General features: G+C 45.3%; 11 protein-coding genes. 7 read left to right on the forward strand and 4 right to left on the reverse strand.

Features of this window, described 5'->3' with window-relative positions:
- Nucleotides 1-7 precede the first annotated feature (7 nt).
- From aceF to ampD, 4 genes are all read right to left on the reverse strand, one after another.
- Nucleotides 8-1,900: a pyruvate dehydrogenase complex dihydrolipoyllysine-residue acetyltransferase gene (aceF, locus tag OCV12_RS13355; RefSeq protein ID WP_261884861.1), complete on the reverse strand. Its 1,893-nt coding sequence runs from the start codon at nt 1,898-1,900 to the stop codon at nt 8-10.
- A gap of 26 nt (nt 1,901-1,926) precedes the next feature.
- On the reverse strand, nt 1,927-4,590 hold the full coding sequence (gene aceE, locus OCV12_RS13360) for a pyruvate dehydrogenase (acetyl-transferring), homodimeric type (RefSeq protein ID WP_017629814.1): 2,664 nt from the start codon (nt 4,588-4,590) through the stop codon (nt 1,927-1,929).
- 62 nt (nt 4,591-4,652) lie between these two features.
- On the reverse strand, nt 4,653-5,414 hold the full coding sequence (gene pdhR, locus OCV12_RS13365) for a pyruvate dehydrogenase complex transcriptional repressor PdhR (RefSeq protein WP_017629813.1): 762 nt from the start codon (nt 5,412-5,414) through the stop codon (nt 4,653-4,655).
- A gap of 483 nt (nt 5,415-5,897) precedes the next feature.
- Nucleotides 5,898-6,497: a 1,6-anhydro-N-acetylmuramyl-L-alanine amidase AmpD gene (ampD, locus tag OCV12_RS13370; RefSeq protein ID WP_261884862.1), complete on the reverse strand. Its 600-nt coding sequence runs from the start codon at nt 6,495-6,497 to the stop codon at nt 5,898-5,900.
- Between the two features lie 83 nt (nt 6,498-6,580).
- Between ampD and nadC the strand changes: the two genes are divergently transcribed.
- The 7 genes from nadC (at nt 6,581) to zapD (ending at nt 13,435) form a co-directional block, all read left to right on the forward strand.
- Nucleotides 6,581-7,471 carry a carboxylating nicotinate-nucleotide diphosphorylase gene (gene nadC, locus OCV12_RS13375; protein WP_004738163.1) on the forward strand — a complete coding sequence of 297 codons (891 nt, stop codon included), beginning with the start codon at nt 6,581-6,583 and terminating at the stop codon, nt 7,469-7,471.
- Nucleotides 7,472-7,726: 255 nt separating this feature from the next.
- Nucleotides 7,727-8,179 carry a pilin gene (locus OCV12_RS13380; protein WP_261884863.1) on the forward strand — a complete coding sequence of 151 codons (453 nt, stop codon included), beginning with the start codon at nt 7,727-7,729 and terminating at the stop codon, nt 8,177-8,179.
- A 4-nt stretch (nt 8,180-8,183) separates the two neighbouring features.
- The gene (gene pilB / locus OCV12_RS13385; protein ID WP_261884864.1) at nt 8,184-9,869 is read left to right on the forward strand and encodes a type IV-A pilus assembly ATPase PilB; all 1,686 of its coding nucleotides are present in this window, start codon (nt 8,184-8,186) and stop codon (nt 9,867-9,869) included.
- Between the two features lie 15 nt (nt 9,870-9,884).
- Nucleotides 9,885-11,114, forward strand: a complete 1,230-nt coding sequence (locus OCV12_RS13390) for a type II secretion system F family protein (protein ID WP_261884865.1) — start codon at nt 9,885-9,887, stop codon at nt 11,112-11,114.
- Between the two features lie 67 nt (nt 11,115-11,181).
- A complete protein-coding gene (locus OCV12_RS13395; protein ID WP_261884866.1) occupies nt 11,182-12,051 on the forward strand; it encodes a prepilin peptidase in 870 nt (289 codons plus the stop codon).
- A gap of 2 nt (nt 12,052-12,053) precedes the next feature.
- Nucleotides 12,054-12,668 (forward strand): dephospho-CoA kinase, encoded by a 615-nt coding sequence (gene coaE, locus OCV12_RS13400; protein ID WP_261884867.1) that lies wholly within the window; start codon nt 12,054-12,056, stop codon nt 12,666-12,668.
- 26 nt (nt 12,669-12,694) lie between these two features.
- Nucleotides 12,695-13,435, forward strand: a complete 741-nt coding sequence (gene zapD, locus OCV12_RS13405) for a cell division protein ZapD (RefSeq protein WP_176680430.1) — start codon at nt 12,695-12,697, stop codon at nt 13,433-13,435.
- Nucleotides 13,436-13,473 lie beyond the last annotated feature (38 nt).

A 13,473-nucleotide genomic window follows, 5' to 3' on the forward strand; every position in this document is an offset into this window, starting at 1 on the left:
TTCTCAATTACAGTACTAGACGACGAATGTCAGATAGTGCGCTGTTTAGGAAAGTAATGAAGCGTGCACCTTCTGCACCATCGATCACACGGTGGTCGTATGATAGAGACAGTGGAAGCTGTAGGCGTGGTTGGAACTCTTTACCGTTCCAAACTGGCTTAATTTCAGACTTAGATACACCTAGGATACCTACTTCTGGCGCATTTACGATTGGAGTAAATGCAGTACCGCCAATACCACCAAGGCTAGAGATTGTGAAACAACCGCCTTGCATGTCTGCCGCTGTTAGCTTACCAGAACGTGCTTTCTTAGAAACAGCCATTAGCTCTTCAGATAGCTCGTAAATGCCTTTCTTGTTCACGTCTTTGAATACAGGAACAACTAGACCGTTTGGTGTATCAACAGCGATACCCACGTTTACGTACTTCTTAAGAATGATGCTTTCGCCATCTTCAGAAAGAGAAGAGTTAAACGCTGGGAATGCTTCTAGCGCTTTAGCAACAGCTTTCATGATGAACACAAGTGGAGTGATCTTCATGCCAGTATCTTTCTTCGCTTCGATTGCGTTCTGTTCTTTACGGAATGCTTCTAGCTCAGTGATGTCTGCGTTATCCCACTGTGTAACGTGAGGGATCATTACCCAGTTACGGTGTAGGTTTGCACCAGAGATCTTCTTGATCTTAGAAAGTTTCTGAACTTCAGTTTCGCCGAACTTGCTGAAGTCAACTTTTGGCCATGGTAGTAGACCAAGAGCAGAACCGTCGCCGCCTTTGCCAGATGCCGCAGCACCAGATTCTAGACGCTTAAGTGCATCTTTAACGTAAGACTGAACGTCTTCTTTAAGGATACGGCTCTTACGACCAGTACCTTTAACCTTAGAAAGATTAACGCCAAATTCGCGAGCAAGACGACGAACAACTGGAGAAGCGTGCGCGTAGTCACCGTTATCTTGGAAGTCGCCAGCTGCTGCTGGAGCCGCTGCAGGTGCTTCTGCTTTAGGAGCAGGTGCCGCCGCTGGAGCTGCTGCTTGTGCAGGTGCTGCAACAGGAGCAGGCGCTGCGCCTTCAACTACGAAAGTCATGATTAGAGAGCCAGTTGACACTTTGTCGCCAGCTGCAATCTTGATTTCTTTTACTGTACCAGCGAATGGTGCAGGAACTTCCATTGAAGCTTTGTCGCCTTCAACAGTAATTAGAGATTGCTCTTCTTCTACTGTATCGCCAACCGCTACCATGATTTCAGTAACTTCTACTTCGTCACCGCCGATATCAGGAACGTTTACTTCTTTCTCAGCAGACGCTGCTGGAGCCGCTGCAACTGGTGCTGCCGCCGCAGGAGCCGGAGCTGCTGCAGGTGCTGAACCAGCTACTTCGAATACCATTACTAGAGAACCAGTAGAAACTGAATCACCAGAAGCGATCTTGATTTCTTTAACGATACCAGCGAATGGTGCAGGAACTTCCATTGAAGCCTTGTCGCCTTCAACAGTAAGAAGAGATTGCTCTTCTTCTACTGCATCACCGATAGCAACCATGATTTCAGTTACTTCAACTTCATCACCGCCGATATCTGGTACGTGAACTTCTTTAAGCTCAGCCGCCGCTGCAGGAGCTGCAGCAACTGGTGCCGCCGCTTCAACTGCTGGAGCAGCCGGTGCTGCTGCAGCACCTTCCGCTTCAAAGATCATGATAAGAGAACCAGTAGAAACAGAATCGCCTTCTGCTACTTTGATTTCTTTAACGATACCCGCTTGAGACGCTGGAACTTCCATTGAAGCTTTGTCGCCTTCAACAGTGATCAGTGACTGCTCTTCTTCAACCTTGTCGCCAACGTTTACAAGAATCTCAGTTACTTCAACCTCGTCAGCACCGATGTCTGGTACATTAATTTCGATTGTCATTGTATTTACCTACCTTAATGCCAGTCTTATGCGTATTGCGGGTTAGTTTTTTCAGTGTCGATATCGAACTTAGCAATTGCTTCAACAACTACTGATTTCTCGATGTCACCACGTTTAGCCAGTTCAGTTAGAGCTGCAACTACAATGTAGCCAGCGTTAACTTCGAAGTGACGACGTAGGTTTGCACGGCTGTCAGAGCGGCCGAAACCATCTGTACCAAGTACTTTGTATGACTCAGTTGGCATGTACGCACGTACTTGCTCAGCGTAGTTCTTCATGTAGTCAGTCACTGCGATTGCAGGTTCTTTACCAAGAACAGTTGTGATGTACGGTACTTTCTCTTCAGCTTCTGGGTGAAGCATGTTGTCACGCTCTACCGCTTGGCCGTCACGAGTTAGTTCGTTGAACGACGTTACTGAGAATACGTCAGATGCTACGCCGTACTCTTCGCTTAGAATTTCAGCGGCTTTACGCGCTTCGTTCATGATAGTACCAGAGCTCATTAGTTGAACTTTGCCCTTAGCACCAGCGTGAGATTCAAGCTTGTAGATACCTTTACGGATGCCTTCTTCAGCGCCTTCTGGCATTGCTGGCATTGCGTAGTTCTCGTTCATTACTGTTAGGTAGTAGTAAACGTTCTCTTGCTCAGGACCGTACATGCGACGGATACCGTCTTGCATGATTACTGCTAGCTCGTAAGCGAACGTTGGGTCATAAGATATACAGTTAGGGATCGTGTTCGCTTGGATGTGCGAGTGACCATCTTCGTGCTGTAGACCTTCACCGTTCAGTGTTGTACGACCAGCTGTAGCACCTAGTAGGAAGCCACGAGCTTGTTGGTCACCTGCTAGCCATGCCATGTCGCCAATACGTTGGAAACCGAACATTGAGTAGTAGATGTAGAACGGGATCATTGGTAGGTCGTTCGTGCTGTATGAAGTTGCAGCTGCAACCCATGAAGCCATAGAACCTAGCTCGTTGATGCCTTCTTGAAGTACTTGACCAGACGTTGCTTCTTTGTAGTAAGAAACGATGCCTTTATCTTCAGGTGTGTATTCTTGACCGTGTGGGTTGTAGATACCAACCTGACGGAATAGACCTTCCATACCAAATGTACGAGCTTCATCACAGATGATAGGAACGATGTTCTTACCAATGTTCTTATCTTTAAGAAGGATGTTTAGCGTACGTACATAAGCCATAGTTGTAGAGATATCACGCTTCTGTTCACCTAGTAGAGGTGCGAATGCGTCTAGCTCAGGAACTTTGAATTCTTGAGTGAATTTTGGCAGACGTGCTGGCGTGTAACCTTGTAGGGCTTTACGACGAGCATGCAGGTATTCGTACTCAGCAGAACCTTCTTCAAGAGTCAGGTAAGGAAGCTCAGACACTTTCTCATCAGAAAGGATGTCTTGTAGGCCTAGACGGTCACGTAGGTATTGTACGTGAGTCATGTCCATCTTCTTAACACCGTGAGCGATGTTCTTACCTTCTGCAGCTTCACCCATGCCGTAACCTTTAACTGTCTTAGCTAGGATTACTGTTGGCTTGCCACCTGTCTCTTTTGCATTGTTGAATGCAGCGAACAGTTTAGAAGAATCGTGACCACCACGCTTCAGTTCGAAGATTTGGTCATCAGTCATGTCTGCAACTAGTGCAGCTGTTTCTGGGTACTTACCAAAGAAGTGCTCACGTACGTATGCGCCATCTTTAGATTTGAATGTCTGGTAGTCACCATCGATAGTTTCGTTCATTAGTTGAAGAAGCTTACCAGTAGTGTCTTTAGCTAGTAGAGAATCCCAATTGCTACCCCAGATAACTTTAACAACGTTCCAACCTGCACCTTTGAATAGGCCTTCAAGTTCTTGGATGATGCTACCGTTACCCATTACAGGGCCGTCTAGACGCTGTAGGTTACAGTTGATTAGGAAGCATAGGTTGTCTAGCTTCTCACGCGCAGCGAAAGAAATAGCACCACGTGATTCTGGCTCATCCATCTCACCGTCGCCTAGGAAAGCGTATACACGTTGAGCAGAAGTATCTTTAAGACCACGGCCTTCTAGGTACTTAAGGAAACGAGCTTGGTAGATCGCAGAGATCGGACCTAGACCCATAGATACTGTAGGGAACTGCCAGAACTCAGGCATCAGTTTAGGGTGCGGGTAAGAAGGAATACCTTTACCATCAACTTCTTGACGGAAGTTATCTAGCTGCTCTTCAGTTAGACGACCTTCAACGAATGCACGAGAGTAGATACCTGGAGAGATGTGACCTTGGTAGTAAACTAGATCGCCACCGTCAGTCTCGTTTGGAGCACGGAAGAAGTGGTTGAAACATACTTCGTAGAACGCTGCTGCTGACTGGTAAGAAGCCATGTGACCACCAAGGTCTAGGTCTTTCTTAGAAGCACGCAATACGATCATGATTGCGTTCCAGCGAATAATCGAACGAATACGACGCTCAAGAGTTACGTCACCAGGGTAAGCTGGCTCTTGTGCTGCTGGAATTGTGTTGATGTAGTTTGTGTTGATGCCTGTAGCCATATCAACACCATCTAAACGCGCTTTATCTAGAACTTGTTCTAGTAAAAACTGTGCACGTTCTACACCTTCTTCACGTACTACTGACTCAAGAGCTTCTAACCAATCTTGAGTTTCCAGAGCATCAACGTCATGCTTCATGTCAGACATGGCGATCTATCCTTTTTGTTAGTTGGATTCTACTAAACACGTAAAAAGCCGAAGTATTACGGCTATTTACCCTGTTGAATTCGACGTAGAGAACGTTCGCGGCGCGACTCTTCCTTCGTCAAATCCAGCAATGTTTCTTCGATGTAAGCTAAATGAGAGTGTGACATTTCACGTGCCTGTTCTGGCTGCCCTGAAACAATCGCATCTACAATGTTAGCTCGATGTATACTCACTTTCTCCACAACGTCTTTACGACGATGCAACAGCTTTAAATTCTCTAAGACGTTTTGTTCGAGTAACGGAGCCAAACTACGAACAATGTGTAATAACACCACATTGTGCGCTGCCTCTGTTAAAGCAATAAGAAAAGCCATCACCGCTGCAGATTCGGCTTCAATATCACCCTTATCTTGCGCGCCGTGAATTTTATCTTGGCATGCTTGAATTCGAGCAAAGTCTTCATCAGTGCCACGCAATGCCGCAAAGTAAGCCGAAATCCCTTCCATCGCATGACGCGATTCCAACAAGTCTAGTTGGGTTTCAGAATGGGAGGACAACAAATTAAGCAAAGGATCTGAAAAGCTTTTCCAGATATTTTCGCTAACAAACGTACCTCCGCCTTGACGGCGAGTAAGCAGGCGTTTTGCTTCTAAACGTTGTATCGCTTCTCGGATTGAAGGACGAGACACATCGAACTGTTTCGCCAGTTCGCGCTCAGGCGGCAGCTGCTGCCCTGGAGCCAGTGTTCCTTCCACTATCAACCTTTCTAACTCTTGTTCGATAACATCGGAGAGTTTTGGCTGACGAATCCTTTGATAAGCCATAGTTTGTTGTTCTTCTTTTTCTTCGCTGACAATTGGTAATACCAATTTTAAGTTGGGCAGAAATTAACATAATTAAAACGCCACTGTCCAGCGTAAAATTGACCTGCATCATAGAATGCAGCATGAATTAACCGTGATTTAACAAATGAAATTTAAAACAGCAACCAAATTGGTCTTACCATTTACAGGGGTAATACTTTTGGGGAGGATTCGTGCTAGAAATTTTCAGGATAAAAATGAATTGTTTCAGAAAGATTAGCCTAACTCGGTTAAAAATCGAACCAAGCGCACATTTGGGAGGGAAATTCTGTTCATAATTTTTAATATATGAGTGTTTGATAAGCTCGTCACACTCTCGATTTATTGATGCCCTTCCTTCAACCACTTTCTTTACATCGCAACAACAAAAATTCACAAGTGATTATGCTCAGCGTTGACTATCTATGGCTCTGTAATCAACAGAGCCATAAAGAGAATGAAAGCCTAGAAGTTCAGCTCACCTTTAAACTTCTGCCAATCGAAAACCAAACCTGGGTCAGTTTTGCGCAGAGGTGCAATATATTGATGGCCAGTGATGCGTTCATTGGTGATCTGAGGAAAGCTTGATATCAGTGATTCCGTTAACTGAGTCAGCGCTTGATATTGCTGCTCGGTGTAAGTAACAAAGTCACTGCCTTCCAGTTCAATACCGATTGAATAATCATTGCACCTTTCACGCCCTGCAAAACTCGACTGACCGGCATGCCAAGCTCGATCAAGGAAAGAAACGAACTGCACCACTTCGCCATCGCGACGAATCAAGCAGTGTGCAGACACACCCATTTGATGAATCACCTTAAAAAAGGGATGCTCAGCGGCGTTTAGCTTACCCGTAAAGAACTGCTCGATATAAGGCCCACCAAATTGCCCCGGTGGCAGGCTAATATTATGGACCACCAGCAGAGAGATATCATCGACACTCGGCCGAGCGTCAAAATACGGGGAAGGAACATGCCGAGCGTTGTCGTACCATCCGTCGGAGCTGATCGTCATCTTGGTCTCACTTTCTTTTCTGCTAGCACAATAAGATGTGACCTTGCCCATAGAGCAGTCGCGCTAGCCTCTTTAATTTGAAGTTAAGCAAGAGTATCATTCCATTCCCACTCCCTTTCAAGATTAGATTTGCGATGAAAAACACACATAACAGCCACCAACGCCTTGACTACTTAAAAGAGCAACTGCCTTTAGAGATCACTCGTGCAGTAGCCGAGACTATCAAAGAAGATCTAGGTGGTACGTTAGATCCAGCGGCTGACATCACAGCAAGTCTAATCCCAGCAGACGCAATCAACAGCGCAACCATCATTACTCGTGAGCACGGTGTGTTCTGTGGTAAAGCTTGGGCTGATGAAGTGTTTAAGCAATTGGGCGGTGAAGTAACGATCGAGTGGAATGTAGAAGATGGCGATAAGGTCGAACCAAATCAAACGCTTTGCACGCTAACTGGCCCAGCACGTGCGCTACTAACGGGCGAGCGTAACGCAATGAACTTCATTCAAACTCTATCTGGTTGTGCGACGGCGACAGCTATCTACGCAGACAAAATCAAACACACAGAGTGTCGCCTATTAGATACTCGTAAAACGATTCCTGGCCTGCGCAGCGCACTAAAATACGCAGTCGCTTGTGGTGGTGGCTTCAATCACCGTATCGGTGTTTTCGATGCCTACTTAATTAAAGAAAACCACATCATCGCTTGTGGTGGCATTGAGAAAGCTATCTCAACAGCAAAAGAGCTTAACCCAGGTAAGCCTGTTGAAGTGGAAACAGAGAGCCTAGAAGAGCTAGAGCAAGCAATCAACGCGGGTGCAGACATCATCATGCTAGACAACTTCACCACAGACATGATGCGTGAAGCGGTTAAAATCAACGCGGGGCGTGCTGCACTAGAGAACTCTGGCAACGTGACGCTAGATACGATTGCAGAATTTGCTGAAACAGGTGTTGATTACATCTCTGTTGGTGCACTAACTAAGCACCTAAAAGCAATGGATCTATCAATGAGATTCAAAGCGTAATTTACTGAATAATAAATAAGTTATCGCTGAAGGCACTGTTAATGACAGTGCCTTTTTTATTGCCTTAATTGTCAGTATTTCAAGCAGTTATTTAAGTTGATCGCATAAATTTGCGCGCTATATGAAACACCACACTAATAAATACAAAACCACTCGCGACCACACCTGAACACCATTCCACTTCCCCACCTCGACTTCTATTCTCTCTACCAACCAGTGCTTGCGCTGAAACAAACTAAAGAATGGAATTAGACAATGAATAACAAGAACAAAAGAACGAACCAAAAAGGCTTTACGCTGATTGAATTGATGATAGTGGTGGCCGTGATAGGGGTACTTTCAGCTATTGCGATTCCTCAATATCAAAAATACGTAGCTAAGGCTGAAGTTGCGGCAGCTCTCGCAACCATGACAGGTGTAAAAACAAATGTTGAAGCTTATGCTGTCGAATATGGAGCTTTCCCTTCTGCAGCTCAATCAGCAGCTTTGGGGGTCCCGGCTAACATTCCACAAGGAACAATTGCCTTTGCACCAGCGCAATCATCTGCTGGCAGTATTGATTTTACCTTTTCATCTTCAGACGTTAGCTCCCTTTTAATTGCTAGTGAGTTTCAACTAGACAGAGATAGCAATGGTTCATGGTCATGTGTAGCTTCCGGCGCTCAAGCAGTATCAAGCGATTTGTTACCAAAAAGCTGTAGACCTTAAATAAATGCTAACCAACCTCCCAACCGTTCTACGTCAGGCTGATTTACTTAGCCTGACTCAAGAACAAGCCGTTGCGGAACACATACATGCTTCAGGTGTATCTACACCTGAAGCTTTACTCGTTCTTGATTTCTTCACTAGCGAGAGTCTCGCACATAACATTCAGGCCATCTTCGGTTTGCCGTTAATACAGCTTGCCAATGTTGACTATGAAGTCTTGTGTGACCAATTAGGGCTTCGCGAGCTGATCACCAAGTATCACGCTATCCCGATTTCAGTGTCTAGTTCGACTCTCACATTAGCGTCAGCTGACCCGACCGATTTACAAGCAGAAGATGATTTCCGGTTCGCGACTGGATTGCAGATAGAACTTGTTGTCGCTAACTATTCTGAATTAGAAGGCGCAATACGAAAGTTGTATGGCCGCTCTATTTCAGGGCAAGACTCTAAGCGTAAAGAGATCACCCAAGACGAACTTGCCAACCTTGTTGAAGTCTCCGACGATGAGATGACTTCGATTGAAGACCTCAGCCAAGACGACTCCCCCGTTAGCCGATTTATCAATCAGATACTGGTTGATGCGGTGCGCAAAGGTGCATCGGATATCCACTTTGAACCTTACGAAGAGCACTATCGTGTACGACTGCGTTGTGATGGTATTCTGGTTGAAATACAGCAACCCGCTTCCCATTTAAGTCGCCGTTTATCTGCTCGTTTAAAGATTCTCGCCAAACTTGATATTGCCGAACGGCGCTTGCCGCAAGATGGGCGCATTAAGCTCCGTTTGAATAATGAACTCGCGATAGATATGCGAGTATCAACACTGCCGACCTTATGGGGAGAGAAGATAGTACTGCGACTGCTTGATAGCAGTTCTGCCAATCTCGATATCGACAAGCTTGGCTATAGTGAAGATCAAAAAGCACTCTACCTTAATGCCTTGAAGCGCCCGCAGGGAATGATCCTAATGACAGGACCAACCGGCAGTGGCAAAACCGTGTCTCTTTATACTGGGCTTCGAGTACTGAATACCACTGAACGTAATATTTCCACAGCCGAAGACCCCGTCGAAATTAACCTGTGTGGCATCAATCAAGTGCAAGTCACGCCAAAGATCGGCTTTGGGTTCGCGGAAGCATTGAGATCGTTTTTACGACAAGATCCTGATGTGGTGATGGTCGGTGAGATCCGCGATTTAGAAACCGCTGAGATCGCGATCAAAGCATCGCAAACCGGTCACTTGGTGCTATCTACGTTGCACACCAACTCTGCAGCAGAAACCGTGACTCGACTCGCTCACATGGGTATTGAGCCTTTTAACCTTGCTTCGTCATTGAGCTTGATTATTGCTCAACGTCTTGCGAGACGCTTATGTAACCATTGTAAAGCTGAAGACGATTCACCAGATATTTACCTGCGTCACTCTATCCCAAATAGCCAAATCATCTACAAAGCCAACACTCAAGGTTGTAATGAGTGCAATCAAGGATACTCCGGTCGCGTTGGTATCTACGAAGTAATGCCATTCACCGACAAACTTAAAAACAGCCTAATTAACAAACCTAATGCGTTAGCGATTGAAGATCTCGCTCGCCGAGAAGGCATGAGAACACTGCAAGAGTCTGGTTTAGACAAACTGCTTGAAGGCACCACCAGCTATCAAGAGCTACAACGTGTTCTGTACATATAATTCAATGGAGCACCAATGAGCAGTAAGTCCAAGCAATCACAACTAAAAAGCTACCATTGGAAAGGCATTAATAGCTCGGGAAAGAAAGTGTCGGGGCAGACCTTAGCGCTTACCGAATTAGAGGTGCGAGAAAAGCTCAAAGATCAGCACATTCAAATTAAGAAAATCAAAAAGAAAAGCATCTCTGCACTGACTCGTTTAACACATCGCGTAAAACCCAAAGACATCACTATTTTAACTCGACAACTTGCGACTATGTTAGCTACTGGTGTGCCTATCGTGCAGGCTATCAAGTTAGTATCAGACAACCATCGCAAAGCTGAAATGAAGTCCATCCTCTCGCATATCTGTAAAGGTGTAGAAGCAGGTACTCCGATATCAAAAGCGATGCGAACCGCAAGCCGTCACTTTGATGATCTGTATACCGACTTAGTTGCCACAGGAGAACTCTCTGGAAACCTAGCGCAAGTATTTGAACGATTGGCAACCTATAGAGAAAAGAGTGAACAGTTAAAATCTAAGGTCATCAAAGCACTTATTTACCCAGCGATGGTGGTCATTGTTGCACTGACTGTCTCTTACCTAATGCTGACCATGGTGATCCCCGAATTTGAATCTATGTTTTCAGGTTTTGGCGCAGATCTCCCTTGGTTTACCCAACAAGTTCTTCATCTTTCTCATTGGATGCAGGCTTACAGTTTTTATACGGCTGTAGGAATCGGTTTGCTGGCGCTATTAGTCCATCAATTGTGCCAGCGCTCTTACTCGATTCGCTTGTCAGCCAGCCGCTTAGGGTTACGATTTCCGGTGCTTGGTGGTGTGATGGCCAAAGCCTCTATTGCGAAATTCAGTCGAACTCTATCCACCAGTTTTAGTTCTGGTATTCCGATTCTCATGAGCCTTAAAACCACCGCCAAAACCGCAGGCAATTTGCATTATGAATCGGCAATTATTGAGGTTCACCGTGAGACTGCAGCTGGCATGCCAATGTATATCGCGATGCGTAATACTAATGCCTTCCCCGAGATGGTGTTGCAGATGGTGATGATTGGAGAGGAGTCAGGCAACCTTGACGATATGCTTAATAAAGTGGCCTCAATTTACGAGTTTGAAGTCGACAACACCGTCGATAATCTGGGCAAGATCTTAGAGCCATTGATCATCGTATTTTTGGGGACGGTTGTTGGCGGGCTTGTGGTTGCGATGTACTTACCGATCTTTAATCTTATGAGTGTGTTAGGATAGCCAAAAGCAACTAAACACCCATGAGTAGCAAACTTCTACTCATATAGATCAAGTGGTAAAGGACACTATGGAAGTATTTCACTACTATCCTTGGCTATTCCCCGTATTAGCTTTCATTTTTAGCCTTCTTATTGGCAGCTTCCTCAACGTCGTCATACACCGCTTACCGATTATGATGGAACGTGAATGGCAAAAAGAGTGCTCAGAATATTTCTCTCAATACAAAATTCCAGCACCTGAAGGGAAATTTAACCTGAGCATTCCACGTTCGACTTGTCCGAAATGCGAAACCCAATTAAGAATCATCGACAATATTCCAGTGCTAAGCTGGTTGTTCTTAAAGGGCAAATGCCACAGTTGCGCGAATCCAATCAGTGCACGCTACCCTTTGGTCGAGTTGCTTACCGCAATCCTTTGTACCGTAGTCGCAAGCCACTTTGGTTTTGGTTTCTACTCTATTGCGCTGATCTTTTTCACCTTTGCACTGATTACAGCGACCTTTATCGATCTCGATACCATGCTACTGCCTGATCAAATCACCTTACCTTTGGTTTGGTCTGGTATTGCGTTAGCTCTGTTTAATATCAGCCCAGTATCGCTTCAAGATTCTGTAGTTGGCGCAATGGCAGGCTACCTAGCTTTATGGTCGGTTTACTGGTTGTTTAAGCTGCTGACAGGCAAAGAAGGCATGGGTTACGGCGACTTCAAGTTACTGGCGGCACTTGGTGCATGGCTTGGTTGGCAGAATCTACCAATGATCATCCTTTTATCGTCACTTGTTGGATTGGTTTTCGGTTTGATTCAGCTGCGCTTGAAACAGCAAGGCATAGATAAAGCCTTCCCATTTGGGCCTTATCTTGCCATCGCAGGTTGGGTTAGCTTGATGTGGGGTAACGACATCATGGGTTGGTATTTAACTTCTGTACTAGGAATGTAACCATGGCAATCATTATCGGATTAAGTGGCGGTATCGCCAGTGGTAAAACGACCGTCGCTAACCTGTTCAACGAACATTTTGGCATTGATATTGTCGATGCTGATATCGTGGCACGTGAAGTCGTCGCACTAGGCAGTGAAGGCCTCGATCAGATTACCGATCATTTTGGTGAAGACATATTACTAGACGATGGAACGTTAAACCGAGCCAAGTTGCGCGAAGTTATCTTCTCTGACCCAACAGAAAAACAGTGGCTCAATGATCTTCTCCACCCTATGATCCGCGATAAAATTGACAGTGACTTGTCTAAAGTCACCTCCCCTTATGCTTTATTAGTCGCACCGCTCTTGGTTGAAAACCAAATGCAAGGCATGGCCGATCGCGTGTTAATAGTTGATGTTCCAGCTGAAGTACAAATAGAGCGTACGATGAGTCGAGATAATGTTTCTAGGGAACAAGTAACGTCAATTTTAAAATCACAGGCTTCAAGAGAACAGCGCTTAGCAGTTGCAGATGACGTGATTAAAAACCATACTAAAAACCAAGAACTTTTGCCTCAAATCACAGATTTACATCAAAAGTATCTGGCAATCAGTACAGTAGATGGGTCAGAATAGAACAATGTTGAATGAAGGTTTGCTCGATGATCACCCACAAATTTGAACATCCTCTAAATGAGAAAACACGCATCTACTTAAGAGTTGAATCGCTCTTGAGGCAGCTACACTTGTCTTCTACATTTTCCGATGCTCAACAGTATCAACTCTTTTTCCGTTCTATCTTTGATCTGATTGAAATCTTCGAACAGATCCAGCTCAAGAGCGAACTCGCAAAAGACATTGAGAAGCAGCGTGTAACCTACAAAAGTTGGTTAGATGTTGAAGGTGTCGATCAAGAGATGCTTACATCTCTGCTCACCGATATTGGCAACATCTATCGCGAGCTTATGCAAGCAGAGCGCTTTGGCCAATCACTTAAGGAAGACAGGTTCCTGAGTGCGATTCGCCAACGCTTTAATCTACCAGGTGGCTCATGCTGCTTTGATTTACCTGCTCTGCATTATTGGCTGCACCTTCCTCTCGATAAGAGAATGAGGGATGCCAAGGCATGGATGGATAGCCTACAGCCTCTGTATGAAGCGCTAACGCTATGGTTAAAGCTCACCAGAGAGACTGGCCACTTTAAAGAGCAGATTGCTCGTGCAGGCTTCTTCCAGAGCGATGCTGATGAAGCGAATATCCTTCGCCTTTCGATTCCAATGCAATACGGTGCCTACCCGATGATCTCGGGCCATAAGAACCGTTTTGCAGTTAAATTCATGAGCTTTGAAACAGGGCAAGCTTGTACTCAAGATATCGAATTTGAATTGGCCATCTGCACCTAATTAATTTCCTTTTATCGTTTGGCTTGAGTCCTCACTCG

This window comes from Vibrio pomeroyi (genome assembly GCF_024347595.1).
Taxonomy (GTDB): domain Bacteria; phylum Pseudomonadota; class Gammaproteobacteria; order Enterobacterales; family Vibrionaceae; genus Vibrio; species Vibrio pomeroyi.

What these genes read in the sequence shown, in the direction of transcription:
- coaE (WP_261884867.1), top strand. Translation starts at nt 12,054, where the DNA reads ATGGCAATCATTATCGGATTAAGTGGCGGTATCGCCAGTGGTAAAACG.
- aceF (WP_261884861.1), bottom strand. Translation starts at nt 1,900, where the DNA reads ATGACAATCGAAATTAATGTACCAGACATCGGTGCTGACGAGGTTGAA.
- ampD (WP_261884862.1), bottom strand. Translation starts at nt 6,497, where the DNA reads ATGGGCAAGGTCACATCTTATTGTGCTAGCAGAAAAGAAAGTGAGACC.
- aceE (WP_017629814.1), bottom strand. Translation starts at nt 4,590, where the DNA reads ATGTCTGACATGAAGCATGACGTTGATGCTCTGGAAACTCAAGATTGG.
- OCV12_RS13380 (WP_261884863.1), top strand. Translation starts at nt 7,727, where the DNA reads ATGAATAACAAGAACAAAAGAACGAACCAAAAAGGCTTTACGCTGATT.
- OCV12_RS13390 (WP_261884865.1), top strand. Translation starts at nt 9,885, where the DNA reads ATGAGCAGTAAGTCCAAGCAATCACAACTAAAAAGCTACCATTGGAAA.
- pilB (WP_261884864.1), top strand. Translation starts at nt 8,184, where the DNA reads ATGCTAACCAACCTCCCAACCGTTCTACGTCAGGCTGATTTACTTAGC.
- nadC (WP_004738163.1), top strand. Translation starts at nt 6,581, where the DNA reads ATGAAAAACACACATAACAGCCACCAACGCCTTGACTACTTAAAAGAG.
- OCV12_RS13395 (WP_261884866.1), top strand. Translation starts at nt 11,182, where the DNA reads ATGGAAGTATTTCACTACTATCCTTGGCTATTCCCCGTATTAGCTTTC.
- pdhR (WP_017629813.1), bottom strand. Translation starts at nt 5,414, where the DNA reads ATGGCTTATCAAAGGATTCGTCAGCCAAAACTCTCCGATGTTATCGAA.
- zapD (WP_176680430.1), top strand. Translation starts at nt 12,695, where the DNA reads ATGATCACCCACAAATTTGAACATCCTCTAAATGAGAAAACACGCATC.